We start from the raw sequence: 26,603 nt of genomic DNA, 5'->3' as shown, positions 1-26,603 counted from the left end.
GCCGCGCGGGGCGGGTCAGCCCTTGCGGCCCCGGCGCAGCAGCTTCGGCAGCGCGGCCGGTACCGGCCGGCGGGTGAGCGCAGGCGAGGGCAGCGGCGGCGCGGCGTGCGAACCGTCCGGCATCCGGCCGGGGCGCTGCTCCGCCCCGCCGGCCGGCGTCAGCCGCAGCACCCGGCACTCCCGGGCCCAGCGCTCGGTGAGGGTGTCCGCGTCCGGGGCGTTGAGCCGCTTGCCCTTCAGCTCCTCGACGGCGGCCTGCCACTCCTCGCCGCCGGGCGGGAGTTCGCGGACCTCGGCCGGCCAGGCGACGAGCCGGCCGCCCTTGTCCTTGCTGCGCACGGTGACCGTCGCGGTGCCGCCGTCGACGAGGCCCAGCGCGTCCAGCGGCTGCTCGCCGGCGCCCCCACCGACCAGGCAGGCCGCTCCGTCGTGCCAGACGTGCCACAGCGCCCGGGCCGGGCCGGTCGTGCCCCGCACCCAGATCAGGCCGGACTTCTTCGTGGCCTCTTCGATGAGCGCCCGATCCAGCAGGCCCTGCGACACGGTCTCCTCCGTCATGGACCTCAGCCTAATCGGCCCGGTCAGCGGCGCCCGGCACGCCCGCACGGTGAGATACCGCCACCGGGGCGCGCCCCTACGGACGTCTGTAGGGACATCCCTACAGCCAACCGTTCCTCTTGAAACCACGGTGGATGCCGAGACAGATGGTGACCGTGACCAGCATCATCGCCGGGTAGCCGTACTTCCAGTGCAGCTCGGGCATGTACGTGAAGTTCATGCCGTAGATGCCGGCGATCATCGTCGGGACGGCGAAGATCGCCGCCCAGGCGGTGATCTTGCGCATGTCCTCGTTCTGCGCGACGGCGGCCTGCGCGAGGTTGGCCTGGAGGATGGAGTTCAGCAGGTCGTCGAAGGACAGTACCTGCTCGTTGACCCGCGCCAGGTGGTCGGCGACGTCCCGGAAGTACTTCTGGATGTCGCTGTCCACCAGCCGCATCGGGCGCTCGCTCAGCAACTGCATCGGCCGCAGCAGCGGGGACACCGCGCGCTTGAACTCCAGTACTTCCCGCTTGAGTTGGTAGATCCGCCCGGCGTCGCCGCCCTTCGCGGCCCCCTTGGCGCCGGCGCCCCTGCCGTTGGTGCCGGAGCTGAAGACGTCGATCTCCACCTCGTCGATGTCGTCCTGGACCGCGCCGGCCACCGCGATGTAGCCGTCGACGACCTGGTCGGCGATGGCGTGCAGCACCGCGGACGGGCCCTTGGCCAGCCGCTCCTGGTCCTCCTGGAGGCGGTGCCGCAGGGCGCGCAGCGAACCCTGGCCGCCGTGCCGCACGGTGACGATGAAGTTCGGCCCAGTGAAGCACATCACCTCACCGGTCTCCACGACCTCGCTCGTCGCGGTCAGCTCGGTGTGCTCCACGTAGTGCACGGTCTTGAAGACGGTGAACAGGGTGTCGTCGTACCGCTCCAGCTTGGGGCGCTGATGGGCGTGGACGGCGTCCTCCACGGCCAGCGGATGCAGCCCGAACTCCTGGGCGATACCGGCGAATTCGGCCTCATTCGGCTCGTGCAGGCCGATCCAGACGAATCCGCCCTCGTCCCGCACGCCGGCGATCGCCTCGGCCGGGGAGAGGTGCCCGTGCACCCGCCGGCCGTCGCGGTAGACGCCGCAGTCCACGACGGCGCTGTTGGCGCAGGCCGGACCGGCGGATTCGGCGCGGTAGGGAGAGTCGTCGCGGCGCCGGGCGGGACGGACGGCGGCACGCAGGTCGCGGATCATCGACATGGCAGGCTCCTTCGGGCCGGCCGTCAGCGGCGGTGCGCGGGCGCAACGCGGCCCGGAACGAGGACGTACGAGACGCGAGAAGACGGTACGTCCGCAAAGCGGGCGGCGCTCGGTGCGGGGGCTGCTGACGGCAGTTCGCTGACATCACGGAAAGAAGAGTCGAAGGCGCTCTTCCGTCATCTGCGTCCGGAGCAGGGGAACTTCACGGGTTTCGCCGCTGCGCGGCTGGGTACGGAAGCTCTCGGATCAGAAGGTTCGCCGCGCGAACGGGATGACGGGAGAACTATCGGTACTGCACGGTCGACTCGGATCCACCGCAGCCCCACCTCCTCCGGCCGGTCCCCGTTGGGGGACGTTCGTCATTCCCTGACCAGACGGCAAGGCTATCAGCCACCTGAAGCGCCAGGGCTCCCCTTTGCACGTTCGATACGAAGCGCACACCGAGGCGCCGCCCGTGCTCCGGGGCGCGGCGGCCGGGCCCGGGGGCGACACCTATGCTCGGCCCATGTCTGACGTTCTTGAGCTGGTCGAGGCCCGGTTGCGCACGGCGCTGGGCGAGCCGGACGCACGAGCCGCCGTCACCTTCCTCGGTACGGACCGCATCGAGGTGCTGCGCTTCGTCGACGGCGAGGTGCTCCGCTACGCCACCCTCGGGATGTCCGCCCAGCCCATGGCCGACCCCACCGCGGTGGTCGCCGACCCGCTCCGCGGCCCGCGGGCCGAGCTGCTGCTCTCCGTGCGGGCCGGCCGCGCGGACACCGACAAGGTACTCCGCCCGCTCGCCGTCCTCGCCGCGTCCCCGCAGGTCGAGGGCGTGATCGTGGCGCCGGGGGCGTCGCTGGACGTGGGCGCGCCGCTGTGGCCGGGGGCGCCGTTCACCTCGGTCCTGGTGGGGGCGCCCGGCGGCCTCGTCGAGGACTTGGAACTGGACGCGCCGGCGGACCCGGTGAGGTTCCTGCCGCTGCTGCCGATGACGCCGAACGAGGCCGCCTGGAAGCGGGTGCACGGTGCCGAGGCGCTGCAGGCGCGCTGGCTGGAGCGGGGCACCGATCTGCGCGATCCGGTGCGCGCGGGCGTGGCACTGGACTGATCGAGGCGGGCGGCGCGGCCCGCTCGTCCCGCCTGCCGCAGAGGCGGACGGGACGTCAGGCTCCTTGAGGAGTCCTTGCAGATTCTTTGCAAATCTCTTGCATTATTCGGGAGTTGGCGAAGGCCGGGATTCCGTCCTCGGCGGCGACCGGCCGGGGCCCCGGCTCCCCGTCGCACAGGGGCGGGAGTGGACCGCAGGCCGTGCCGAGCCTCAGTCCGGACTGGTGAAGCAGACGAAGAAGCCGAGATCGTTGGCGTTTGCACGTAATGAGCCGAGGGGTGCCGATAAGTGCACGGCGCAACTGGTTTTTCGGAGGGCGCTCGGCGGGTGTCGAGAATCGGCCAAGTGTGCGGCCTGGTACGCGATTAGGGGCACACCGGTCGGGTGATCGTCCTTGACGGGACGGCGGCCACGGAGGACCGTTGGTCGTTATGAGGGGCGAACCCAGTTGCCCGAAGTGCGGAGGCCGGGTGCGGGCGCCCGGTCTCTTTTCCGATACCTGGCAGTGCGCCGCTCACGGCACCGTGCACCCGCTCCAGCCGGTCGTTCCGCCGAGCGTCGAGGCACTCGGCGTCGTCGTGCACCGCGCGCAGGTACCGGTCTGGATGCCCTGGCCGCTGCCGGTCGGCTGGCTCTTCACCGGCGTGGCCTGTGCCGGTGACGACCGCAGCGGCGGCCGGGCGACCGCCGTCGCCTGCTCCGGCCCCGGCCCCCTCGGCGGCCCCGGTGAGCTGCTGCTGATCGCTGAGGAACTGGGCGTCGGGCTCGGTGCGCGCTACGCCGGTATCGACGGCCCCGACCCCGGCCCGTACCTCCGCGTCGACAGGCCGCCCAACGCCAAGGTGTTGGCCGCCGGCCGTCCGACCCCCATGTGGCAGGTACATGGCGCCCCCGCCGACCGTGCGGTCTTCGCCGGTGAGGCCCGCGGGCTGTGGCTGTGGGCGATCGCCTGGCCCGAGCAGTCCGGGCTGCTGATGTACGACGAGCTGGTGCTGACCGATCTGCGGGAGGCCGGCGCCGAGGTGGATCTGCTGCCCTGCGGGGCGCTGTCGCCGAGGATCCTGAGCTGAGGCTGAGGCAGGCGGCGCTGCCGCGGTTCCCGGGGCCGGCGGCCGACGGGCGGGCGCATGTTCGGGCGCCCGGTATCCTTCCTGTAGTCCGTGGAAGTGCCCTGTAGTCCTTACGGCGCCCCGCGGTGCGGTGCCGCCCCGCCGGGGCCGCCGCCGTGTCCGTCCCGCAGCAGTCTGGAGCCCGTGCCGTGCGTATCGATCTGCACACCCACTCCACGGCCTCCGACGGCACGGACACCCCCGCCGAGCTGGTGCGCAACGCCGCGGCCGCCGGGCTGGACGTCGTCGCGCTGACCGACCACGACACCGTCGCCGGCCACGCCGAGGCGCGGGCCGCGCTGCCCGAGGGGCTGACGCTGGTCACCGGCGCCGAGCTGTCCTGCCGGCTCGACGGCGTCAGCCTGCACCTGCTCGCCTACCTCTTCGACCCCGACGAGCCGGAGCTCGCCCGCGAGCGGGAGCTGGTCCGGGACGACCGGGTGCCGCGCGCCCGGGCCATGGTCGGCAAGCTGCGCGAGCTGGGCGTCCCGATCACCTGGGAGCAGGTGGCGCGGATCGCCGGCGACGGCGCCGTGGGGCGGCCGCACCTCGCCACCGCCATGGTCGAGCTGGGCGTGATCGGCTCGGTCTCCGACGCCTTCACCGCCGAGTGGCTGGCCAACGACGGCCGGGCCTACGTGGAGAAGCACGAGCTCGATCCGTTCGACGCGATCCGACTGGTCAAGGCGGCCGGCGGGGTCGCGGTCTTCGCCCACCCGCTCGCCGTCAAGCGCGGCACCTGCGTCCCGGAGAGCGCGATAGCCGAGCTGGCCGCGGCCGGCCTCGACGGCATCGAGGTCGACCACATGGACCACGACGCCGCGACCCGCGCCCGGCTGCGCGGGCTCGCCGCCGACCTCGGGCTGCTGACCACCGGCTCCAGCGACTACCACGGCAGCCGCAAGACCTGTCTCCTCGGCGACTGCACCACCGACCCCGAGATCTACGGGGAGATCACCCGCCGGGCCACCGGCGCCTTCCCCGTCCCCGGCGCGGGCGGCTGAGCCCGCGGCACCGGCCGTCCGGCCGCCCGCCGTACCGCGCGCTCCCGTGAGCGGGGCGCGCCCCGGCACGCCTTCTTCGCTCTCCCCTCCCACGGGCCGGCCGTCGGCTGTGCCGTGTCCGGTCCCGTGCGCGTTTCCCCTCCCTTCGTCCGTACCACCGCAAGGCCAGCACCGTGTTCGACGTCGCCGTCTTCAGTACTCTCTTTGTCACGCTTTTCGTGATCATGGACCCCCCGGGTATCACCCCGATCTTCCTCGCCCTGACCTCCGGCCGGACGGCCAAGGTGCAGCGCCGCATGGCGTGGCAGGCGGCCACCGTCGCGTTCTGCGTGATCGCCGTCTTCGGCCTCTTCGGCAAGCAGATCCTCGGGCGGCTGCACATCTCCACGCCCGCGCTGATGATCGCCGGCGGGCTGCTGCTCCTGCTGGTGGCGCTGGACCTGCTGACCGGCAAGTCCGAGGAGCCCACCCAGACCAAGGACGTCAACGTGGCGCTGGTGCCGCTCGGCATGCCGCTGCTGGCCGGGCCCGGCGCGATCGTCTCGGTGATCCTCGCGGTGGAGCACGCGCGCGACGCCGCGTCCCAGATCGCGGTCTGGGCGGCGATTGCGGCGATCCACGTGGTGCTCTATCTGGTGATGCGGTTCTCGCTGGTGATCATCCGCGTGATCAAGGACGGCGGGGTGGTGCTGGTGACCCGGCTCGCCGGGATGATGCTCTCCGCGCTCGCCGTGCAGCAGATCATCAACGGTGTGACGCAGGTGATCCAGGGGAGCTGAGCTGATCCAGGGGAGCTGTGCGGCTCCCGGCACCGCAACGCCCCCGTACGGCCTGTCCGTACGGGGGCGTTCGTTCGCGCGTCGTGCTACGTCGTCTTCGTCACGTCGTCGTCCGGGCGCGGTCGGTGGTGTCGTTATCAGCTGACGGCAGCGGCGTCGGCCGGGCGGATGTAGATGCGCTGCCCTATGGCGGCGGCCTGCTGCACGATCTGGTTGACGGAGGCGGCGTCCACGACGGTGCTGTCCACGGCGGTGCCGTCGACATCGTCCAGGCGCATGATCTCGAAGCGCATAAAGGCTTCTCCCTTCGTCTGATCCTCCTGTGGAGAACTTCTCTGACTGGGGCCCGCCGGCTTCGTTGCCGGACGTTCCACAGGGAACAACGAGCCTACAGCTGAAATGATTCCCTACGCTAAGGAAAATTTTGCATGGTCTAAGCAATGCACGGTCTGAGCGATGCGGTGCGGCAAGCACCGCTGTCGGTGCGGCAAGCACCGCTGCTTGTGCCGGCCGTGCGCCCGCCGGGACAATGGACCCCGCAATGAACGACCTCCCGCCCCCGGGCACCACCGACCTCGCGACGCTCGCCGCCGGCATCGAGCGCACCAACGAGCTGCTCACCCGGGTCCTGGCGGAGGTGGCCACCACCCCCTCCACCCATGCCGTCTTCGCCGACGCCGGGTACGTCTACGCCGCCACCGGGCGGCTGGTCGCCGGCACGGAGGACCGCAGGGCGTTCGAGCTGGACGCCGAGGCCCTCATCGAGGCGTTCATCGACAAGGCCCGGACGATCTTCCCGGACAGCCGGCTGCTGCGGGTCTACTGGTACGACGGCGCCCGCCGCCGCATCCACACCCAGGAGCAGCAGCGGATCGCCGAACTCCCCGACGTCAAGGTCCGGCTCGGCAACCTCAACGCCCACAACCAGCAGAAGGGCGTCGACTCGCTGATCCGCACCGACCTGGAGTCGCTGGCCCGGCACCGGGCGATCACCGACGCCGTCCTGATCGGCGGCGACGAGGACCTGGTCTCCGCGGTGGAGGCGGCCCAGGGCTACGGCGCCCGGGTCCACCTGTGGGGTATCGAGGCCCCCGCCGGCCGCAACCAGGCCGAACCGCTGATGTGGGAGGTGGACAGCGCGCGCACCTTCGACCTGGACTTCTGCAAGCCGTACGTCACCCGGCGGACGGCCGCCGAGGGGGCCGAGCCCGGCGCCGGCGAGGGGCCGGTGCCGACCCGCGAGGAGGTCCGCTTCGTGGGGGCGCGGGTCGCCGCCCAGTGGCTGTCGGAGCGCGGCCCGGCCTGGGTGGCCGAACTGCTGCCCGGACACCCGTATCTGCCCGGCAGCGTCGACCAGGAACTGCTCACCGCCGCGGAGGCGCTGCTGCGGCACTCGCTGCGCGGCCACGCCGATCTGCGGCGGGTGCTGCGCGACGGGTTCTGGGACCACGTCCAGGGGCGCTTCTAGCCGACGGCGTCACTGGATCCGGCCAGAAGTGGGCCCGCCGGGCCTAGCCGACCTCGCTCCAGAAACCGGCCAGGGCCTCGGCGGTCTTGTGCGGGCGCTCGGCGTTGGGGGAGTGCTCGGCGCCCTCGATGACCGTGCGCCGGGCCGACAGCCGGTGGGCCATCGCGTCCATCAGCGGCAGCGGCCAGGCGTAGTCGACCGATCCGGAGACGACGTGGACCGGCAGGCCGGTACGGGCCAGCTCGGCGACCCGGTCCGGCTCCGCCAGCATCTGCCCCCCGGTGGCGATCAGCTGCTCGGGGACGGTGTTCAGCCAGCGCCGCCGCAGGAACCCGGCGATCTCCGGGGGCACCGTGTCGTCCGCCGCCTCCGGGGGATCCAGTGCCCGCATCGCCTCCCACACCCGCGTCATGCTCATCGTGCCGAGCGCGTCGATCAGCATCCGCACCCGGGTCTGCTGCGACGGGTCGACGGTGGCCGGCCCGGAACTGAGCGCGGTCAGCGAACGGAACGGCGCCGGGTCACGCAGCACCGCGGCCCGGGTGATCAGCCCGCCGAGGGAGTGCCCCAGCAGATGCAGCGGGCTGCCGTCGGAGCCCGCCAGGGCCCGCGCCTGGGCCAGTACGTCCCGGGCCAACTCCGGCTGTGCATAAGCCTGTTGGTCGCGCGGCCCGGGGGTCTCGTGCTGTCCGCGGCCGTCCACCGCGATCGCCCGGAACCCGGCCGCGGCGAGCGGGGCCAGCAGGGCGATGAAGTCCTCCTTGCTGCCGGTGAAGCCGGGGACGAGGAGGGCGGTGCCGATCGGGGCGCCGTCGGGCCGGGCGTCGTGCACGGCGAACGCGCCGCGTTCGGTGTCGAGCCGGTACGCACGGGCGCACGGCGGCAGTGTGAGGGTGGGCGGCCTGCTCATGGGGCGAGGCTATCGGGGCGGCCGGGGAGTGCGCGTCCGGGACGCCGGCGCCGCCCGGGACGCCGGGGAGCGGGGCCCGGAACGCCGGCGACCCGGCACCCGCACGAGGCGGGGCCGGGTCGTCAACTGCCGTCGGGCCGGAAGACCGGAGGACCGGTTCAGCTCGCGGTCGTCGGTGCCGCTGCGGGCTCCGGCTTCTTGACGGTGCGCTTGCGGGTGCGCTTGGGCTTCTCCGCGGCGGCCTCCGCGCCGTCCGCCGCCTCCGCGGGGGCGGCTTCGGCGGCCTTGGCGGCGGCCGTCTTCCGCGTCCGCTTCGGCTTGGCGGGGGCCTTGGCCTCCCCGCCGGTGGTGTCGGCCTTGACGGTCTTGGCGGCAGCGGACTTGGCGGCGGTGGTCTTGGCCGCCGCCGTCTTACGGGTCCGCTTGGGCTTTGCCGGGGCGGCGTCCGTGCCCTCGGCACTCGCCACGGCGGCCTCCGCCGCGGGCTCGGCCTGGGCGTCGACCGCGGGCTTGGCGGCGACCGCCTTACGGGTCCGGGTGCGCTTCGGCTTGGCCGGCGCCTCGGCGTCCGCGACGGTGGTGCTCGCCGCCGCGTCCACGGCGGCCTCGGCGACCTCGGCGGCGGGCGCCGACGTCTTGGCAGCGGTCCGCTTGCGGGTGCGCTTGGGCTTGGCCGGGGCCTCGGTGCCCTCGGCCGTCGCCACGGCGGCCTCGGCCGCGGGCGCCGCCTCGGTCACCTCCGCCGCCGCGCCCTCCACGGCGTCCGCCGCGGCCTTGGCGGCGCCACGAGTGCGGCGCCGGCGGGGCTTGGCGGCCGGGGCCTCGGCGGCCTCGGCGTCCGGGCCGGCCGCGGGGGCCGGCACCGTGGCGGCCTCGGCGACCGCCTCGGCCGCGGCCTCGCGGGCCTCGGCCACCACGCCCTCGGTGGCGGCCGCCGCCACCGCGCTCCGGGTGCGGCGCCGGCGCCGGGGCGTCCGCGGCGCGGTGGCGTCCGCGTTGCCCTCGGCCGCGTCCACCGCCGCCTCCGGCGCGCCGGCCTGCTGGTCCACCGGGGTCCCGCCCCGCGTCCGGCGCCGCTGGCGCGGCGTCCGGGTCCGCCGGGACTCCTCCCGGGACTCCTGCTCGGGCCGGCCCGACCGCCGGCCGCGCCCGCGGCCACCGGTCTCGCCCAGGTCCTCGACCTCCTCGGCGGCCAGCCCCGCGCGGGTCCGCTCGGCGCGCGGCAGCACGCCCTTGGTGCCCGCGGGGATGTGGAGCTGCTCGTAGAGGTGCGGCGAGGTGGAGTAGGTCTCCTCCGGCTCGTCGAACGGCAGGTCCAGCGCCTTGTTGATCAGCTTCCAGCGCGGGATGTCGTCCCAGTCGACGAGGGTGACCGCGGTGCCCTTGGCGCCCGCCCGGCCGGTGCGGCCGATGCGGTGCAGATAGGTCTTCTCGTCCTCGGGCGACTGGTAGTTGACGACGTGCGTGACGCCCTCGACGTCGATACCGCGGGCGGCGACGTCGGTGCAGACCAGGACGTCGACCTTGCCGTTGCGGAAGGCGCGCAGCGCCTGCTCGCGGGCGCCCTGGCCGAGGTCGCCGTGGACCGCGCCGGCCGCGAAGCCGCGCCGGGTGAGCTGGTCGGAGATGTCGGCGGCGGTCCGCTTGGTCCGGCAGAACACCATCGCCAGCGCGCGGCCCTCCGCCTGGAGGATGCGGGACACCATCTCCGGCTTGTCCAGGGAGTGCGCGCGGTAGACGTGCTGGGTGATGTTGGCGACCGTCGCGCCCTCGTCGTCCGGCGCGGTGGCGCGGATGTGCGTCGGCTGCGACATGTAGCGGCGGGCCAGCGAGATGACCTGGCCGGGCATGGTCGCCGAGAACAGCATGGTCTGGCGCTTGGCCGGCAGCAGCTGGATGATCTTCTCGACGTCGGGCAGGAAGCCCAGGTCGAGCATCTCGTCGGCCTCGTCCAGGACGAGGGTGCGCACCCGGGCCAGGCTGAGCTTCTTCTGGCCCGCGAGGTCGAGCAGCCGGCCGGGCGTGCCGACGACCACGTCGACGCCCTTCTTCAGCGCCTCGACCTGCGGCTCGTAGGCCCGGCCGCCGTAGATCGCCAGGACGCGGACGTTGCGCACCTTGCCGGCGGTCAGGAGGTCGTTGGTGACCTGCTGGCACAGTTCGCGGGTGGGCACGACCACGAGGGCCTGCGGCGCCTCGGTCAGCTGCTCGGGCGTGGCCCGGCCGGCTTCGACGTCGGCGGGGACGGTGACCCGCTCCAGCAGCGGCAGGCCGAAGCCGAGCGTCTTGCCGGTGCCGGTCTTGGCCTGGCCGATGACGTCGTTGCCGGAGAGGGCGACGGGGAGCGTCAGCTCCTGGATGGGAAAGGGGTGGACGATACCGACGGCTTCCAGGGCCTCGGCGGTCTCGGGGAAGATCCCGAGTTCGCGGAACGTCGTAGACAGAGTCTTGCCTCTTCTGTGAGACGCGGCGGGAGGCGGCGGAGGGGGTCGTACCGCACCGTCGTACGGGTTCGTACGGCGCCGGCCCGTCGGGGCCGGTCGGCGCGGGACCACTGCCGTCGCTCAGGCACTCCTGCCGCGAGCGGTGTCCCTCCTGCTGTGCGCACGTCGCGTACGCGCCGCGGGGAGGGCGGTCGGTTGGAGCCGATCGGGCCACCGACCGGGCATCCGCTTTCGTGGAACGACCCACCGATACTCGGCGGGTCCTTTAGCACTGTACCCCGGATGTCGCCCGCGAATCCGAAGGCGTGTATGAGTGAGGAATTCATCACGGCGCGCCGCACCGCTCCCGGCGATCACACCGACGGGTGACCGGGCCATGGCTGACCAGGGCCTTCCGTGGCCCCTCGGGCGGGCTATTGTGCCGGTCATGGAGACGCCTGAGAACGCCGCTGCCGACGCCCAGGAACACACCGGAATCGCCGCCCAGGACTGGGATCGGGCATCCGCCGACCCGCAGTACCGGGCCGCCGTGATCGATCTGCTCGGCGCCCTCGCGTACGGCGAGCTGTCCGCCTTCGAGCGGCTGGCGGAGGACGCCAAGCTCGCCCCCACGATGGACGACAAGGCAGAACTCGCCAAGATGGCCTCGGCCGAATTCCACCACTTCGAGCGGCTGCGGGACCGGCTCGCCGAGATCGAGGCGGAGCCCAACGAGGCGATGGAGCCGTTCGCCGCGGCGCTGGACGAGTTCCACCGCCAGACCGCGCCGTCGGACTGGCTGGAGGGCCTGGTCAAGGCGTACGTCGGCGACTCGATCGCCAGTGACTTCTACCGCGAGGTCGCGGCCCGGCTGGACTCCGACACCCGCGACCTGGTGCTCGCGGTGCTGGACGACACCGGCCACGCCACCTTCGCGGTGGAGAAGGTCCGGGCGGCCATCGAGGCCGAGCCGCGGGTCGGCGGACGGCTGGCGCTGTGGGCCCGCCGGCTGATGGGCGAGGCGCTCTCGCAGGCCCAGCGGGTGGTCGCGGACCGCGACGCGCTCTCCACGATGCTGGTCGGCGGGGTGGCCGACGGCTTCGACCTGGCGGAGGTCGGCCGGATGTTCTCCCGGATCACCGAGGCGCACACCAAGCGGATGGCGGCGCTGGGCCTGGCGGCCTGAAGCCGGCGGTCAGGCCGTCCGGTGGCCCTTCAGCGGGGCGGCCGGGCGGCGGACGCGGCGGCGGGGCGGGCGGACCAGCACCGACAGCAGCGCGGAGCCCACGGCGCAGGCGGCGACCATCACCTGGACCGGATGGCCGGGGCCGAGGATCGAGCGGGTCAGCAGCGCGCCGAGCAGCGCCGCGACCGGGCCCGTGGCCAGCGTCAGGGTGCGGGAGGGGAATCGCTCGGGCAGCCAGCGCCGCGCGGACACGGCGATGGCGAATCCGACGATCACGGCGCCGAGCGCTTCCCAGATCATGCTGTTCCCTCCCGCTGACGAGGCCGATCAAAGAAACAAATCGGTCGTAGGCGGTCGTACCCAAGGGCCGCCGGCAGCAACCCTCCGGCGGGGCCCGCTTGTCCGGTCAGCGTGCGCCCCCGTCCGGCCGCGGGGCAAGGGAATCCGGGCGACGGAACGGCAACAGGGCGGCGGCCCGGAGGTGAAGTCCCCGGGCCGCCGCCCTGTGTCGATCTCAGTGCCGGCGCCGGTGCGCCGGCGGGCCGCCGCTCAGGGCGCGCCGAAGCCGACCCGGCGGATGCTCGGCTCGCCGATCTCCACGTAGGCCAGCCGGTCCGCCGCGACGAGGACCTTGCGGCCGTGCTCGTCCGTGAGGCTCAGCAGCTCCGCCTTGCCGGTCAGCGCCTCGCTCACCGCGCGCTCGACCTCCTCGGCGGACTGCCCGCTCTCCAGAACGATCTCGCGGGGCGTGTGCTGCACGCCGATCTTGACCTCCACGGCTTCTGTCCCTCCGATGATCCGGGTCCCCCAGCGTCGGCTGGGGGAGGGTGCGCGGCCAGGCGCGCGGTACGCAGCACACATTAGCCCGGTGCGGGGACGGACAGGACGTCACGGACCACGCCAGCAGCGAACACGCTCAGTGTGTGTCGCTGCCGTGGAGCGGGAATCCCGCGATGCCCTTCCAGGCGAGCGACGTCAGCAGCTGCACCGCGGTCTCCCGCGGCACCTGGCTCTCCGAGGACAGCCAGTAGCGCGCCACCACCTGGGAGACCCCGCCCAGGCCCACGGCCAGCAGCATCGACTCGTCCCGCGAGAGCCCGGTGTCCTCGGCGATCACCGCGCTTATCGCCTCGGCACACTCCAGCGACACCTTGTCCACCCGCTCGCGGACGGCCGGCTCGTTGGTCAGGTCCGACTCGAAGACCAGCCGGAAGGCGCCGCCCGGGTCCTCCACGTAGGCGAAGTAGGCGTCCATGGTGGCCGCGACCCGCTGCTTGTTGTCGGTGGTCGACTCCAGCGCCGTGCGCACCGACTGCAGCAGCGCCTCGCAGTGCTGGTCGAGCAGGGCGAGGTAGAGCTCCAGCTTGCCGGGGAAGTGCTGGTAGAGCACCGGCTTGCTGACGCCCGCCCGCTCGGCGATGTCGTCCATCGCGGCCGCGTGGTAGCCCTGGGCGACGAAGACCTCCTGGGCCGCGCCCAGAAGCTGGTTGCGCCGGGCTCGGCGTGGCAGGCGTGTGCCCCGCGGGCGCGCCGCCTCGGTCTGCTCGATGGCGCTCACGCTGCCTCCCAGTGATCGTTCCGTTCGCGGGCCGTACAAGATGGCCCACCGCAGCCGTCATCGTACTTTTGGGTAACGGGACTGTGTGCGGTCCGCGGCGAGATTTTCCGCCCCGCGCCTCTCGCCGAAGCCGACATAACGCCCCAGGTCATCGGTATTCGTCTTCGTTGAGCTCGACGACCCGGGCCTGTTCGGCGCGGTCCGCCTCGTTCGCCGAGTCGTCGCCGCCGGTCACGGTCTCGTCGCGCCGCGGCGCGAGGTCGGCGTGCTGCTCCGCGGCATCGGCCTCCGGTGCCTCCACGTCGAACGGGCCGGCGTCCGAGGTCTCGGCGGCCTCCTCGAAGGTGTCAGGGTCTGTCGGGTCGACGCGCATGATGGCTCCCTTTCCGATGCTTTCCGGGGCCGTGGCCCGCCGTGGGCGGCCGCTCTAGCTACGAGCCTAGGAGAGCGGTTGCGCCAGCGCGATGCGGTGTGTGACCGCGAACACACAATCGGGGGCGTGATCGTCTCGTAACATCGACAGCATGTCTTCGACCGAGCCGCCGGACACCGCGACCGCCGCCGCCCTCCCGGTGCCGCCGGCCGGACCCGGTGCCCCGGGCCCCGCGGACGAGATGGTCGACTGGGTGTCGCTGGGCTCGCCGCCTCGGCTGACGATGGCGGTCCGCAGCCCGGCCGCGCAGCCGGACGGCGCCCCCGGGAAGGACCGCGAACCGGCGCTCTACGTCCACGGCCTGGGCGGCTCGTCCCGCAACTGGTCGGCGCTGATGCCGCTGCTCGCCGACCGGCTGGCCGGCGAGGCGATCGACCTCCCCGGCTTCGGCGAGTCGCCGCCGCCCGACGACGGCAACTACTCGATCTCCGCACAGGCCCGCGCGGTCATCCGCCACCTCGACGCGGCCGGCCGCGGCCCCGTCCACCTCCTCGGCAACTCCATGGGCGGCGCCACCGCCACCCGGGTCGCGGCGCTCCGCCCCGACCTGGTCCGCACCCTCACCCTGATCTCGCCCGCGCTGCCCGAACTCCGCCCGCAGCGGACGGCGGTGCCCACCGCGCTGCTCGCGGTCCCCGGCGTGGCCCGGCTGTTCGGCAGGCTCACCCGCGACTGGACGCCCGAGCAGCGCACCCGCGAGGTGCTGGCGCTCTGCTACGGCGACCCGGCCCGGATCACCCCCGAAGGCTTCGAGTCCGCCGTCGAGGAGTACGCCCGACGGCTCGAACTCCCGTATTTCTGGGAGGTGATGGAGCGTTCAGCGCGCGGCGTGGTCAACGCCTACACCCTCGGCGGGCAGCACGGTCTGTGGCGTCAGGCCGAACGGGTCCTGGCGCCCACGCTTCTCGTCTACGGTGGACGCGACCGCCTGGTCTCCGTCCGGATGGCACGGCGGGCGGCCGCGGCGTTCCGCGGCTCACGGCTGCTGACACTTCCGGAGGCGGGGCACGTGGCGATGATGGAGTATCCCGACGCTGTGGCCCGGGCCGTCCGCGACCTGGTCGACTCCGTCGCGACCCGGCCGGCCGGGACCGGGAGCTGACGGCCCCGTGGGACGACACAGCCGCCGGGGCGAGCGGTCGCGCCCGGCCCCCGAGACAGCTGAGACCACCGGCAGCACACCGCACACCCCGGGGACGGGGCGCCGCCGCCGGGTGACCGGGCCGCCGGAGGGCGGCGCAGCGGTCCGCGGCGGCCATCCCGAGCAGCGCGAGCCGGGCGGTGCCTGGGGCGCGGTCCCGCCGCCGGGCGGGCCCGCGGCGCCCGCGCCGAGAGTCCCCCGGCCGCGAGCCGCCGAGCCCGGCGGACCGGCATCCGGCACGCCGCCTTTCGGCACCCCGATCGACACTCCGGCCGCCGGTACGCCCGCGTTCGGTACGCCCGCGTTCGGCGTGCCGGTGGTCTCCCCGGCGGACGACCCGGGGCCGCGCCCGGAGTACCTGGAGGCGTTCGACGGGGGCGGGAGCGGGAGCGGTGGCGGGAAGGGCAACGAGCCCGGCGCCGGGGCGGACCGGTCGGCCGCGCGGGGCACGGAGGATGCCGCTTCCCCGGCCGGAGCGCCGGACGGCGGCGCCGCGGGTTTCCCCGACGGTGTCTCCGGTGGGGCCTTCGCAGCTCAGGCCGTCCGGCCCGCGGGCGGTGCCGACGGGTCCGCGGGCGGCGCCGGGGAGCCGGCCGGCGGCCGGGGCGCGGCCGGTCCCGGGCCGCGGGGCGCCCGCAAGGGGCACCGGGCGCGGACCCTCACCGGTGCGGCGGCCGCGGCGGTGACCACCGCGCTCGCCGCCGTCATCGCGGGCCAGGTCGCCGACCAGCGCCGGGACGACGGTGGTCCGCAGGCCCGCAGCGGCGACGACCGGTCCGACGGCGGCACCGACCAGGCGTCGCGCTCGCAGACGCGGGGCGGCCGGGACGCCAAGCCCGCCGACTACGCCACGCGGATGGCCGAAGTCTTCCCGCTGGACCCGCAGTTGACCGCCGGCGGCAGCTTCCGGCCGGTCGGCGGCGACGCCGCGGCGCCCGGCCACGGCACGGTGGTGCGCTATCGGGTGGACGTCGAGGAGGGACTGCCGCTGGACGGCGCGCTGTTCGCCGAGGCGGTGCACAAGACCCTCAACGACGACCGGAGTTGGGCGCACGGCGGGCGGCGGACCTTCCAGCGGGTGGGCTCCGGCGCAGCGGACTTCGTGATCTCGCTGGCCAGCCCCGGGACCACCGCCAAGTGGTGCGCCAAGTCCGGCCTGGACACCACCGAGGACAACGTCTCCTGCGACTCGGCGCTCACCAAGCGCGTGATGATCAACGCCTACAGGTGGGCGCAGGGCGCCGCCACCTACGGCCCCGACAGGATGCTGGCCTACCGCCAGATGCTGATCAACCACGAAGTCGGGCACCGGCTCGGCCACAACCACGAGGGCTGCTCGCGGCAGGGCGCACTCGCGCCGGTGATGATGCAGCAGACCAAGTTCCTCACCACGGACGGGGTCACCTGCCGGCCCAACTCCTGGCCGTATCCGACCGGGCACTGAGCCCGGGAGCGGCGGGGCGCCCGGCGTCGGACGGATAGTGCCGGGCGGGCAGCCGGACCAGCCCGGCCCAACGGCCCCATAGCGCGTCGAAACGCCCCGAGGGGTGGAAAGTCACGCGTGTTCACCCCTTCCGGTGGTGCGATGGACAACCGTCCATCGCGCGAGCTGCCCCTTTGCGTAGCTTCTTCCTGCAGGTGGCGGGGGTCGTGCCGCGCCAGGACGCCGATATGGGAGGACGGGGGTGCCGTCGTGCGCATTGGACTGCTCACCGAGGGTGGCTATCCCTATGCGTCCGGTGAGGCGCACGGCTGGTGCGAACGCCTCGTACGCGGGCTCGCCGGCCATGACTTCGCGCTCCACGCGCTGACCACGGACCCCCGCCAGGACGCCCGCGGCCCCGTGGCGCTGCCGGTCAACGCCCGGCTCGCGGGCCGGGCGCCGCTGTGGGGCGAGGCCCCGGCGGCACACCGGCGGGCCGGCGGCCGCCGGGCCCGGCGCCGCTTCGCCGAGCACTTCGGCGAGCTGGTCGCGGCCTGCGCGGTGCTGCCGGCGGGGGAGCGGACGACCGCCGCCGGGGCTGCCGCGGACGGACAGGCGGACCGTTTCGCCAGTGGTCTCTACGGGCTCGCCGACCTCGCCCGCGACGGCGCCCCGCTGCCCGCCCTGCTCCGTTCCGAGGCCGCGGTCCGGGCCCTGGAGGCGGTCTGCCACCGTCCCGGCGCGCCGTCCGCGGTCCGCGGCGCGCAGGTCGCGGACCTGCTGGCGGCCGCCGCGGAGCTGGAACCGGCGCTGCGTCCGCTCTCCCTGGACTGGTACGGCGACGCCGGGCTCGCCGGGGTCGACCTCTGCCACGCCGCCGCGGCCGGCCCCGCCGCCCTCCCGGGACTGCTGGCCAAACGCTTCTTCGGTACCCCGCTGCTGGTCACCGAGCACGAGGTGCGGCTGCGCGAGCACTACCTCGCCCACCCCGCCGTGCCGCGCCCCGCGCCCGTCCGCGCCCTGCTCGCCGCCTTCCACCGCGCCCTCGCCGCCGAGACCTACGCCCGGGCCGCGCTGATCACCGCCGGCGGCGCCCGGGCCCGCCGCTGGCAGGAGCGCTGCGGCGCGGACCCGGCCCGGCTGCGCACGGTCCATCCGGGCATGGACGCGCGCCCCTTCGCGGCGGTCCCGGACGCCGCGCCGGACGACTCCGCGACCCTGGTGTGGACCGGCGCCATCGCCCCCGACAAGGACCTCGTCGGGCTGCTGCACGCCTTCGCCGCCCTGCGCAAGCACGTCCCCGCCGCCACCCTCCGGATCGTCGGCGGCCTCGGCGCCGACCCGGAGGCCGCCGCCTACCGCGCCCAGTGCCGGGCGCTGGCCGCCCAGCTCTTCCCCGACGAGGCCGCCGACGCCCGCACCGCCGGGGAGAACCCGGTCAGCTTCGAGGAGATCGGCGGCCCCGCCGCGCCCACCGCGGCGGACGTCCTCGCCTCCGCGGCGGTGGTGGTGCTCTCCAGCGCCGTCGAGGGATTCCCGCGCTCCCTGGTGGAGGCGATGTTCTGCGGCCGCGCCACGGTCTCCACCGACACCGGTGCGGTCTGCGAGGTGATCGGCGGCACCGGCCTGGTGGTGCCGCCGCGCAACCCCCGCGCGCTGGCCGACGCCTGCCGGGCGCTGCTCACCGACCCGCAGCGGCGTGCCCGGCTGGGCGCCGCGGCCCGCGCCCGGGCCCTCGAACTCTTCACCGTCGAGCAGAACATCGCGGCATTTCGTGGCATCTACCTGGAGCTGATCGCGCAGACGCCGGACGCCCCGGCGGGGCGCGGCGGCGCGGGGGCCGGGGGCGGGGTGCCGCGGCCCTTCGCCCGGCCCGCCGAGCGCCGGGTCCCCGGCGGGCCGGTCCCGGCCGGCACTGCCCGCACCCCCAGCTGGGCCCGCGGCGAACGCGCCGAACGTGCCGAACGCGGCGAACGCGCCGACCGGGCGGACGGGCCGGCCGGAGGGGGTCGGCGCACGCGACACGGGGCGGCCGGCGAACCGGCCGCCGGGCAGATGCGGTGAGGGTGAGGGAGGCGACAGTGGTGACTGCCGTGCTGGATGTGCTCTGCGCGACGGGCGTCGTGGGTGCGGCCCTGGTGACGGGGATGACGGATGTGGCACACGAGGGGAGTTGGTCCGGGGCCTGGACGGGCGGCCGTCCGCGCCTCCGGCGGGCACCCCGCACCGGCCGTCCGCTGCCCTTCCGCCGCCGTCGCGCCGACGGCGGCTGTCCCCGGGCCCGGGGGAGAGGAGACCGCGCATGACCGCCCCCGAGAGCGGCACCGCGGCCCCGCCCGCCCGGCCGTTCCGCCGGCACGGCCCGGCCGACCCCGTCAAGATCCTGATGCACCGTCACCGCTCCCTGTGCGAACGGGCGGTGGACCCGCTGGAGATCGCCGCCGGCCTGGAGGCGCACGGCGTCACCGACCGCGCCGCCGCCCGCTTCCGGCACCGCGACGTCTTCTCCCTGGCGGAGGAGCTCTACGCCCGCGTCCCGCGCGCCGACGGGCCGGAGTGCCGGACGCCGGAGGAGCCGGCGGACGCCGCGGAGCCGGACCCGGAGCCACCGGACCCCGCGCCCGCTCCCCGCTCCCGGGCCGCTCGCGGCGCGGTGCAGCTGCTCCCCGGCGCCCTCGCCCTGGCCACGGTCGCCGCCCACGTCTCGGTCCTGGCGCCAACACCGCGTCTTCTCGCGGAAGTTGACGCGGCCGGGCTGCTGCTGACCGTCCTCGCGCTGCGGCTGGCCCTGCGGCACGGGCCGCTGCGGCTGTGGCGCGGCCCCGGTTCCCGTGCGGCGGTGACGGCGGCCTTCTGGACGGTGGCGTACGCGGTCCTCGGCGACTGGCTGCTGGCGCAACTCCTCTCCGGCGGGCCCGATGTGCCCGGCCCGCCCCCACGGGCGGCGGTCGCCACCGCCGTGGCGCTGGCCTGCGCGCTCGCCCCGGCCGCCGGCTGCGCCCACTGGTTCGCGCGGCGCGCCCGGCACCGGGTCGCCGCCAGCCGCGGCCTGGCCGAACTCGCCTCCCGGGTACGGCCGTTGCTCGTGGCCGCGACGCTGCTCTTCCTGGTCGCCGCGACGGCGCTGGCCGCCGGCGCCCACTTCCTGCTCGGCGGTACGGTCGGCGGCACGGGGAGCCCCGGCGGCCGGTGGGCGGTCCCGGCGGCGGCCGCCCTGGCGGTGCTGCTCTTCCTCGCCCGGCTGCTCGCGGTCCACGGTTTCCCGGCGGCCGCCGCGGCCGGCCTGGGGAGCGCCGCGGCCCTGGAGGCGGTGGCCCTGGCCCTCGTCCTGACCGCCCGGCTCCCCGGATGGGCGCCGCTCGGCGCCCCGGTGGAGGCCCTGGTCGGCTCCGCCGGACCGGCCGCGGTCCCCGTCGCCGCGTGTACGGCCGCCGCACTGGGCCTCCTCGTCCACGGGCTGCGGGCGCTCACCGGTGCGTGCGCGCACCTGCCCGCCGCCCGTACAGACCTCCGTACCCCCCGCTCCCCGTGGGGCGGTGCCCCGATGCCGCCGCCCCGTATCCCCCGGCCCCCGTGCCGCGGACCCCACTCCCCACCTGGCTCCCGCCCTCAGAGGCGGACGCCGGACCCGCGCCCGGAGCCGGAGGAATCGGCCCGCTTCCCTCGATCCCGATCAGGAGTCGACACATGAACGTCCACCCGACCACACGGCACGCGCGCAGGGGGGCCGCACGATGAGGGTGCTGCTCATCGGCGCCAACGGGTACCTCGGCCGCTATGTCGCCGACCGCCTGCTCGCCGACCCCGCCGTCCAGCTCACCGCCCTCGGCCGGGGAGACGACGCCGACGTCCGCTTCGACCTGGCCACCGGCAGCCCCGGGGCGCTCACCCGCTTCCTGGACGCGGTGCACCCCGGTGTGGTCGTCAACTGCGCGGGCACCACCCGCGGCGGCGCACGGGAGCTGACCCGGCACAACACCGTCGCGGTCGCCACCATCTGCGAGTCGCTGCGCCGCAGCGGCTGCGGCGCCCGCCTGGTGCACCTCGGCTGCGCCTCCGAGTACGGGCCCTCGCAGCCCGGCTCGTCCACCGCCGAGGACGCGGTGCCGCGCCCCGGGGGCCCGTACGGCGTCAGCAAGCTGGCCGCCACCGAGCTGGTGCTCGGCTCCGGGCTGGACGCCGTGGTGCTGCGGGTCTTCTCGCCGGTCGGGCCGGGCACCCCGGCCGGGTCGCCGCTGGGGCGGCTCGCCGAGGCGATGCGGCGCGCGATGCAGTCCGGGGACAACGAGCTCAAGCTGGGCGGTCTGGGCGTGCAGCGGGACTTCGTCGACGTCCGGGACGTGGCCCGAGCGGTGCATGCCGCCTCGCTGTCCGCCGCCCAGGGCGTGGTCAACATCGGAACCGGACGCGCGGTGCGGCTGCGGGAGGCCGCCGCGGTGCTCGCCAGGGTCGCCGGGTTCGGCGGCTCGCTGCACGAACTCGACTCCCCGCCCGCCCGGTTGGTGATCCCGGCCCCCGCCTCCGAGGGGCACCCGGGGAGCGCGCCGCCCACCGCCTACCCGTACCCGGACGGCTGCGGCACCTGGCAGCAGGCCGACGTCCGCACCGCCCGCGACCGGCTCGGCTGGCGGCCGCGGATCGTCCTGGAGGAGTCCCTCGCCGACATCTGGATGGAGGCGGCGTGCCGTATCTGAGCACCCGGCTCCCGACGCCGGACCCGCCCCTGCCGACGACTCCGGGCACGCCCCCGCCGACCGTCGCGCGCTTCCGTGAGACGGGTGCCCGTGAGACGGCTGTCCGCTTACTGGGACACTCGTTGTCGGGACACCCGGAACCGGCGTCGCGGCCCGCCGGCGGGCGGCCCGCCGGTGCCCGGGAGGCGCTGCCCGGCTGCTGGGACGATTTCGTCTCGCGCATCGGACCGGGTGTCTCGGAATGAAGAAGGGCGTGGCAGTGTTACGGAGAGAACCCTCTCCGCCGCTCCCGGTTCCGGCCGGGGCGGGGGAAGCCCATCGAGACCGATCAACGGAGTCCCCGTGTCGCTGCCACCCCTGGTCGAGCCCGCTCCGGAGCTCACCGTCGACGAGGTCCGCAGGTACTCCCGCCACCTGATCATCCCCGACGTCGGGATGGACGGGCAGAAGCGGCTGAAGAACGCCAAGGTGCTGTGTGTCGGCGCCGGCGGCCTGGGTTCGCCCGCGCTGATGTACCTGGCCGCGGCCGGCGTCGGCACCCTGGGCATCGTGGAGTTCGACGAGGTCGACGAGTCGAACCTGCAGCGCCAGATCATCCACAGCCAGGCGGACATCGGCCGCTCCAAGGCCGCCTCCGCCAAGGACACGGTGCTGGGCATCAACCCGTACGTCACGGTCAACCTCCACGAAGAGCGCCTGGACTCCACCAACGTCATGGAGCTCTTCGCCCAGTACGACCTGATCGTCGACGGCACCGACAACTTCGCCACCCGCTACCTCGTCAACGACGCCTGCGTGCTGCTGAACAAGCCGTACGTCTGGGGTTCCATCTACCGCTTCGACGGCCAGGCGTCGGTGTTCTGGAGCGAGCACGGCCCCTGCTACCGCTGCCTGTACCCGGAGCCCCCGCCGCCGGGCATGGTGCCGTCCTGCGCCGAGGGCGGCGTCCTCGGCGTGCTGTGCGCCTCCATCGGCTCCATCCAGGTCAACGAGGCCATCAAGCTGCTCGCCGGCATCGGTGACCCGCTGGTCGGCCGGCTGATGATCTACGACGCACTGGAGATGACGTACCGTCAGGTCAAGGTCCGCAAGGACCCCGACTGCGCGGTCTGCGGCGAGAATCCCACCGTCACCGAGCTCATCGACTACGAGGCGTTCTGCGGCGTCGTCTCCGAGGAGGCCCAGCAGGCGGCGGCCGGTTCGACGATCACTCCTCAGCAGCTCAAGGAGTGGATCGACGGCGACGAGAAGATCGACATCATCGACGTCCGGGAGCCCAACGAGTTCGAGATCGTCTCGATCCCCGGCGCCCGCCTGATCCCCAAGAACGAGTTCCTGATGGGCACCGCCCTCCAGGACCTCCCGCAGGACAAGAAGATCGTCCTGCACTGCAAGACCGGCGTCCGCTCCGCCGAGGTCCTCGCGGTCCTGAAGTCCGCGGGCTTCTCCGACGCGGTGCACGTCGGCGGCGGCGTGATCGGCTGGGTCAACACCGTCGAGCCGGAGAAGCCGGTCTACTAGCCCGTCTTGGCCTGCCTGTTGAGCGGCGCGGCCGCCTCCTGACGCCGGAAGGCGCCGGTCCGTACGACGACGGACCGGCGCCTTCCGCATGCCGGCCGCGGCGGCGCGGGGCCGCCTTTCAGATCTCGCCCTTGCGGGTCAGGAAGGTGAACGCCATCCAGCCCGGCAGCACCGGCAGCCAGAAGACCATCAGCCGGAAGAGCAGCACCGCCGGGACCGCCGTGTCGGCCGGCAGCCCGCCGAAGGTCAGCGCACCGATCAGCGCGGTCTCCACGGCGCCCACCCCGCCCGGTGTCGGGGCCGCCGAGCCCAGCGCGTTACCCGCCAGGAAGGCCACCGCGATACCGGCATAGCTGATCTTGTCGCCGCCGCCGAACGCCCGGATCGAGGCGTCCAGGCACAGCACGTTCGCCACCGTCAGCAACAGCATCCCGCCGATGCCGGTGACCAGCTTCCGCGGGCGCTGGAGGATGTCCAGCATCCGCGGCACCACACCGGCGAACAGCGACCGCACCCGGGTCACCACGAACTTCCGCAGCGCCGGGACCGCCGTGACGACCAGGATCAGCACCGCCACCGTCAGCAGACCGGCGATCACCGTCCGGGACGGCGAGATCTGCGGGGCGTGCTCGGTGCCCGTCAGATAGCCGAACGCCAGCAGCAGCACGATGTGGCTGCCCAGCCCGAACAGCTGGGACGCGCCGACGCTCGCCACCGCCAGCCCGGGACGCACCCCGGCCCGCTGGAGGAAGCGGGTGTTCAGCGCCACCCCGCCGATCGCCGTGGGCGCCACCAGCTTCACGAAGTCGCCCGCGACCTGCGCCAGCAGCGTCCGAAGGAACGAGACCTTCTCGGTGACGAACCCCAGCAGGCTCATCGCCGCCGCGACGTACGTCAGCCCCGAGAAGAACGCCGCGACCAGCACCCACACCCACCGGGCCTGGTTGATCACGTCGCCGAGGTTGAAGTTGGCGAGCTGGGACAGCAGCACGTACGCGGCGACCGCACCGGCGATCCAGCTGATCAGGATCCGCGGGCTCAGCCGCTCCAGCTTCGCCGGCTCGATCACCGCGGTCGGCCGGATCAGCAGGACCTGCCGGCGGATCTGGGCGAGCAGATCCTCCTCCAGCGCCTCCTCCGACGCCTCCTCCAGGGCCCGCTTCTCGGCGGACTTCTCGGCGTTCCGCACCGCCCGCAGCGCCTTGCGGTCCTGGGGGCGGTGGGCCTCCCGGGCCTCCCTGGCCTCCCGCGCCTCCTTCGCGGCCTGCGAGGCGGCCAGCACCGCCTCCCGCTCCCGTTTGGCCCGCTCCCTGGCCAGGTGGCGCAGGGTGGCGCGGGTGGTGCGGCTGAGCGCGATCGGCTGGAGCAGCGGCAGGCTGTCGGCCACCGCGTCCGGGCCGAGCACCTCGACGGCCGCGGCCACCGCCCGCTCGGCACCGACCCGCAGGCCGCAGGTGGCGAGCAGCTGGGCGATGTCCATCCGCAGCACCACATCGCCGGCCGCGATCTCGCCGCCGCGCAGATCGGTCAGCACGATGTTGCCGGAACGATCCACCAGCAGGGCGTCCCCGACCAGCCGCCGGTGCGCGATCCGCCGCGACTGGAGCGCGGCCACCTGGCGCCAGGCACTGTGCATCAGCTCGTCGGTGATCTCCTCGTCGGCCAGCGCGTCGAAGCTGCGGCCGCCGATGTGCTCGTAGACCAGCATCACCGCGTCGGGGCCCAGCTCGGAGGTGGCGATCAGCTTGGGGGCGTTGGCCCCGGCCGCGATCGCCGCGTAGGCCAGCAGCGCCTCCTGCTCCAGGGCCTGGCGCAGCGACTGCAGACTGCGGCGCTGGTTGATCCCGCGCAGCGACAGCCGCCGCCACACCCGGTAGAAGAAGCCCTGCGCCTGCTGCTCGCGGTCGACGACCGTGACGTCGATGGGCGGGCCGTCCTCCAGGGCGACGAGGTAGCGGCGGCCCCGGTCGGCGTGCTCGGGGTTGCCGGTGTCCTCCGCGCGCATCGCGCTGACCGGCCGGAAGCCGACCCGGCGCAGGCCCGCGAGGAGGTTCTGGCCGGTGGGGCGGACGTTGGGGGAGCCCACGGCGTAGAGCGTGCCGAAGGCGACGGTCCAGCCGATGAGGACGGTCACCACGATGGCGAACGGGGTGGTGTACCGCCCGATCAGCACCGCGAACGCGTCCAGCAGCAGGACGCACCACATCGCCACCCGCCAACGGGGGCGCCGGGACATCCCCACCGCCGTCATATAGGCGATCACCGGCGCCAGATAGCTGTGCACCGGCGGGGAGAGCGCCCCGTTGGCCAGCGGCTGGGTGAGCGCGCTGCGGATCGAGGCGGGGGCGGCCTCGGCCACCCACAGGTCGGTGGCGAGCGACACCCCGTGCGCCAGAACGGCGGCCAGCACGCCGTCCGCGATCCGCAGCCCGTCCCGTTTGATCAGGCGCTCCACGGCGTAGGCCACCGGCACGATCAGCACCAGGACGCTGGACGCCAGCCCCGCCAGGTTGATCAGCAGCGGCGGCGCCGCCCCGGCACTCTGCCCGATGTCGTTCTTCAGGCCCTGGGTGGTGCCGTGCGCGAACGTCGCCAGCGCCAGCACCAGCGCGATCCCGGCGATGCCGAGCAGCAGCCGCAGCAGGTCGGCGGGGCGGTGCACCCGCGCGGGCAGCAGCGGCTCGTCCACCGCGAGCCGGTCGACGTGGAACTCGCCGGTGTCCTGGGGGACGCCCTCGGGGCGGCGCGCACCGGTGCGGGGCGCGCCGTCGGCGGTCTTGTGGTGCTCCAGCGGGGGCTCGTCCGGCGGCTGGGCGCCCTGGCCGCCCTGCTCGCTCTCCGTGGTCCGCCGCACGGGCTTCTGCCGCTCCGGCTTCTGCCGCTCGGGTGGCTCGGGCGCCGTGGGCCGGCCCGGCCTCGCGGACGCCTCGGGTCGTTCGGCCTTCTCGATCGTGCTCGCCTTTTCGGTAGCGGAAGCCGTCGCCGGCGTCCGTTGCTGCTTCCCCTGGTCCGCCGCCCGCGGCCCTTGCGGCTGCGCGGTCCCTGCGGCCGGTCCCGGGGCGGTGCCGGCTGCCAGCACATCAGGGGCGCTCGCCTCCCGTGGAGGCGCCGCACCCTGCTGTTCTGCCGTCTCTTCTTGATCTCGTATCACCAGTCACCGTCCGGAAGATGGTGGCACGGCCGTCCGGTCCGAGGAGGCATCAGGGTGCATTTGGCGGCCACGGGAAGCGGAACCGCGGCCACCGCACACGGTCTCCGCACCCTCCGGGGCTGCCCCGGCCGGCGCGGGACCAGGCGTCCAAGCCCATTGTCGGTGCTGTGCGGCAGGATGGGCCGAATGAAGGGGACCGGAGACACGGAGAGGGCCGGCGCCGCCGGCGACCGGGCCGCGCCGGACGGCCCGGCGGAGGCCGCCGTGGAGCTGCCCGACTACGCCGAGCGGGTCCTCGGCGTCGCCGAGCTGATCCCGCCCGGCAAGGTCATGACGTACGGGGACGTCGCCGAGTGGCTCAAGGACGAGGAGCACCCCCAGGGGCCGGCGCCCGGCGGCCCGCGGCAGGTGGGGCGGGTGATGGCCCTCTACGGCGGGGCCGTGCCCTGGTGGCGGGTGGTGCGCGCGGACGGCGTCCTGCTCCCCGGCAGCGAGCTGCGCGCCCTCGTCCACTACCGCGACGAGGGGACGCCGCTGAAGGGCGCGTCCGCCGCGTCCGAGGGCCACATACCGAGGATCGACATGCGGCGGGCGCGCTGGGACGGCGGCGACGGCGACGACGGGGGCGGGGCGCGCCTTAGGGGCCGTCCTTAGGGCCGTCCTTAGGGGCCGTGCCTCAGGGGCCGTGCCTCAGGGGGCGGACGCACGCCCTCGCGACCGGGGCGTACCCCGGGCGTCCGTGGCCGGCCTCCCGACCCGGTACGGCCTCCCGACCCGGTACGGCCTCCCGACCCGGTACGGCCTCCCGACCCGGTACGGCCTCCCGACCCGGTACGGTCGGAGACCGCCTTCCCGGATGCGGCCCGCGGCCGACGCCGGGACGGTCGGGGCCCCGATGGCCCGTCGGCCCGGCGGTCCCGCGGGCTC

At 74.4% G+C, this 26,603-nt stretch carries 23 protein-coding genes; 13 read left to right on the top strand and 10 right to left on the bottom strand.

What is annotated here, in order from left to right; genetic code table 11:
* Positions 1-15: 15 nt before the first annotated feature.
* Positions 16-558 carry a hypothetical protein gene (locus ACRAS8_RS12305; protein ID WP_438485967.1) on the bottom strand — a complete coding sequence of 181 codons (543 nt, stop codon included), beginning with the start codon at positions 556-558 and terminating at the stop codon, positions 16-18.
* 100 nt (positions 559-658) lie between these two features.
* The gene (locus ACRAS8_RS12300) at positions 659-1,786 is read right to left on the bottom strand and encodes a magnesium and cobalt transport protein CorA (RefSeq protein WP_438485966.1); all 1,128 of its coding nucleotides are present in this window, start codon (positions 1,784-1,786) and stop codon (positions 659-661) included.
* Between the two features lie 505 nt (positions 1,787-2,291).
* Between ACRAS8_RS12300 and ACRAS8_RS12295 the strand changes: the two genes are divergently transcribed.
* From ACRAS8_RS12295 to ACRAS8_RS12280, 4 genes are all read left to right on the top strand, one after another.
* Positions 2,292-2,876 (top strand): suppressor of fused domain protein, encoded by a 585-nt coding sequence (locus ACRAS8_RS12295; protein WP_438485965.1) that lies wholly within the window; start codon positions 2,292-2,294, stop codon positions 2,874-2,876.
* A gap of 431 nt (positions 2,877-3,307) precedes the next feature.
* Complete coding sequence (locus ACRAS8_RS12290) at positions 3,308-3,946, top strand: DUF6758 family protein (RefSeq protein WP_438485964.1); 639 nt, start codon at positions 3,308-3,310, stop codon at positions 3,944-3,946.
* Between the two features lie 188 nt (positions 3,947-4,134).
* A complete protein-coding gene (locus ACRAS8_RS12285) occupies positions 4,135-4,989 on the top strand; it encodes a PHP domain-containing protein (RefSeq protein ID WP_438485963.1) in 855 nt (284 codons plus the stop codon).
* Between the two features lie 173 nt (positions 4,990-5,162).
* Complete coding sequence (locus ACRAS8_RS12280) at positions 5,163-5,768, top strand: MarC family protein (RefSeq protein ID WP_438485962.1); 606 nt, start codon at positions 5,163-5,165, stop codon at positions 5,766-5,768.
* A gap of 137 nt (positions 5,769-5,905) precedes the next feature.
* On the opposite strand, the gene ACRAS8_RS12275 is transcribed toward ACRAS8_RS12280, so the two are convergent.
* Complete coding sequence (locus tag ACRAS8_RS12275; protein WP_221906541.1) at positions 5,906-6,061, bottom strand: hypothetical protein; 156 nt, start codon at positions 6,059-6,061, stop codon at positions 5,906-5,908.
* Positions 6,062-6,309: 248 nt separating this feature from the next.
* Here ACRAS8_RS12275 and ACRAS8_RS12270 point away from each other — a divergent pair, with 248 nt between their 5' ends.
* Positions 6,310-7,236, top strand: a complete 927-nt coding sequence (locus ACRAS8_RS12270; RefSeq protein ID WP_438485961.1) for an NYN domain-containing protein — start codon at positions 6,310-6,312, stop codon at positions 7,234-7,236.
* Positions 7,237-7,279: 43 nt separating this feature from the next.
* On the opposite strand, the gene ACRAS8_RS12265 is transcribed toward ACRAS8_RS12270, so the two are convergent.
* Together ACRAS8_RS12265 and ACRAS8_RS12260 are read right to left on the bottom strand one after the other, a co-directional pair.
* Positions 7,280-8,146, bottom strand: coding sequence for an alpha/beta fold hydrolase (locus ACRAS8_RS12265; protein WP_438485960.1), 867 nt, complete (start codon positions 8,144-8,146; stop codon positions 7,280-7,282).
* Between the two features lie 158 nt (positions 8,147-8,304).
* Positions 8,305-10,701: a DEAD/DEAH box helicase gene (locus ACRAS8_RS12260; protein ID WP_438485959.1), complete on the bottom strand. Its 2,397-nt coding sequence runs from the start codon at positions 10,699-10,701 to the stop codon at positions 8,305-8,307.
* Positions 10,702-11,017: 316 nt separating this feature from the next.
* Between ACRAS8_RS12260 and ACRAS8_RS12255 the strand changes: the two genes are divergently transcribed.
* The gene (locus ACRAS8_RS12255) at positions 11,018-11,755 is read left to right on the top strand and encodes a ferritin-like fold-containing protein (protein ID WP_438485958.1); all 738 of its coding nucleotides are present in this window, start codon (positions 11,018-11,020) and stop codon (positions 11,753-11,755) included.
* Positions 11,756-11,764: 9 nt separating this feature from the next.
* On the opposite strand, the gene ACRAS8_RS12250 is transcribed toward ACRAS8_RS12255, so the two are convergent.
* From ACRAS8_RS12250 to ACRAS8_RS12235, 4 genes are all read right to left on the bottom strand, one after another.
* The gene (locus tag ACRAS8_RS12250; protein WP_438485957.1) at positions 11,765-12,055 is read right to left on the bottom strand and encodes a hypothetical protein; all 291 of its coding nucleotides are present in this window, start codon (positions 12,053-12,055) and stop codon (positions 11,765-11,767) included.
* A 249-nt stretch (positions 12,056-12,304) separates the two neighbouring features.
* Positions 12,305-12,532 (bottom strand): DUF3107 domain-containing protein, encoded by a 228-nt coding sequence (locus ACRAS8_RS12245; RefSeq protein WP_438485956.1) that lies wholly within the window; start codon positions 12,530-12,532, stop codon positions 12,305-12,307.
* A gap of 139 nt (positions 12,533-12,671) precedes the next feature.
* Positions 12,672-13,313: a TetR/AcrR family transcriptional regulator gene (locus ACRAS8_RS12240; RefSeq protein WP_438485955.1), complete on the bottom strand. Its 642-nt coding sequence runs from the start codon at positions 13,311-13,313 to the stop codon at positions 12,672-12,674.
* A gap of 148 nt (positions 13,314-13,461) precedes the next feature.
* The gene (locus ACRAS8_RS12235) at positions 13,462-13,686 is read right to left on the bottom strand and encodes a hypothetical protein (protein WP_438485954.1); all 225 of its coding nucleotides are present in this window, start codon (positions 13,684-13,686) and stop codon (positions 13,462-13,464) included.
* Positions 13,687-13,837: 151 nt separating this feature from the next.
* On the opposite strand from ACRAS8_RS12235, the gene ACRAS8_RS12230 reads away from it, so the two are divergent.
* The 6 genes from ACRAS8_RS12230 to moeZ all read left to right on the top strand — a co-directional run bounded on the left by ACRAS8_RS12230 (position 13,838) and on the right by moeZ (position 22,525).
* Positions 13,838-14,848 (top strand): alpha/beta fold hydrolase, encoded by a 1,011-nt coding sequence (locus tag ACRAS8_RS12230; RefSeq protein ID WP_438485953.1) that lies wholly within the window; start codon positions 13,838-13,840, stop codon positions 14,846-14,848.
* A gap of 7 nt (positions 14,849-14,855) precedes the next feature.
* A complete protein-coding gene (locus ACRAS8_RS12225) occupies positions 14,856-16,331 on the top strand; it encodes a DUF3152 domain-containing protein (protein ID WP_438485952.1) in 1,476 nt (491 codons plus the stop codon).
* Positions 16,332-16,580: 249 nt separating this feature from the next.
* Positions 16,581-18,374, top strand: coding sequence for a DUF3492 domain-containing protein (locus tag ACRAS8_RS12220; protein ID WP_438485951.1), 1,794 nt, complete (start codon positions 16,581-16,583; stop codon positions 18,372-18,374).
* Between the two features lie 238 nt (positions 18,375-18,612).
* Positions 18,613-20,001: a hypothetical protein gene (locus ACRAS8_RS12215; protein WP_438485950.1), complete on the top strand. Its 1,389-nt coding sequence runs from the start codon at positions 18,613-18,615 to the stop codon at positions 19,999-20,001.
* 43 nt (positions 20,002-20,044) lie between these two features.
* Complete coding sequence (locus tag ACRAS8_RS12210) at positions 20,045-21,004, top strand: NAD-dependent epimerase/dehydratase family protein (RefSeq protein ID WP_438485949.1); 960 nt, start codon at positions 20,045-20,047, stop codon at positions 21,002-21,004.
* 342 nt (positions 21,005-21,346) lie between these two features.
* Positions 21,347-22,525 carry an adenylyltransferase/sulfurtransferase MoeZ gene (moeZ, locus tag ACRAS8_RS12205; protein WP_438485948.1) on the top strand — a complete coding sequence of 393 codons (1,179 nt, stop codon included), beginning with the start codon at positions 21,347-21,349 and terminating at the stop codon, positions 22,523-22,525.
* Between the two features lie 118 nt (positions 22,526-22,643).
* Here the strand turns inward: moeZ and ACRAS8_RS12200 are convergent, their stop codons facing one another.
* The gene (locus tag ACRAS8_RS12200; protein WP_438485947.1) at positions 22,644-25,676 is read right to left on the bottom strand and encodes a lysylphosphatidylglycerol synthase domain-containing protein; all 3,033 of its coding nucleotides are present in this window, start codon (positions 25,674-25,676) and stop codon (positions 22,644-22,646) included.
* A gap of 186 nt (positions 25,677-25,862) precedes the next feature.
* Between ACRAS8_RS12200 and ACRAS8_RS12195 the strand changes: the two genes are divergently transcribed.
* Positions 25,863-26,330 (top strand): MGMT family protein, encoded by a 468-nt coding sequence (locus ACRAS8_RS12195; RefSeq protein ID WP_438485946.1) that lies wholly within the window; start codon positions 25,863-25,865, stop codon positions 26,328-26,330.
* The last annotated feature ends 273 nt before the right edge of the window (positions 26,331-26,603 follow it).

Origin of the sequence: Streptomyces sp. S186, assembly GCF_051603415.1 — a bacterium.
Taxonomy (GTDB): Bacteria; Actinomycetota; Actinomycetes; order Streptomycetales; family Streptomycetaceae; genus Streptomyces.
The sequence above is the reverse complement of the archived record's forward strand: the minus strand, read 5'-3'. Positions and strand labels throughout refer to the sequence as shown.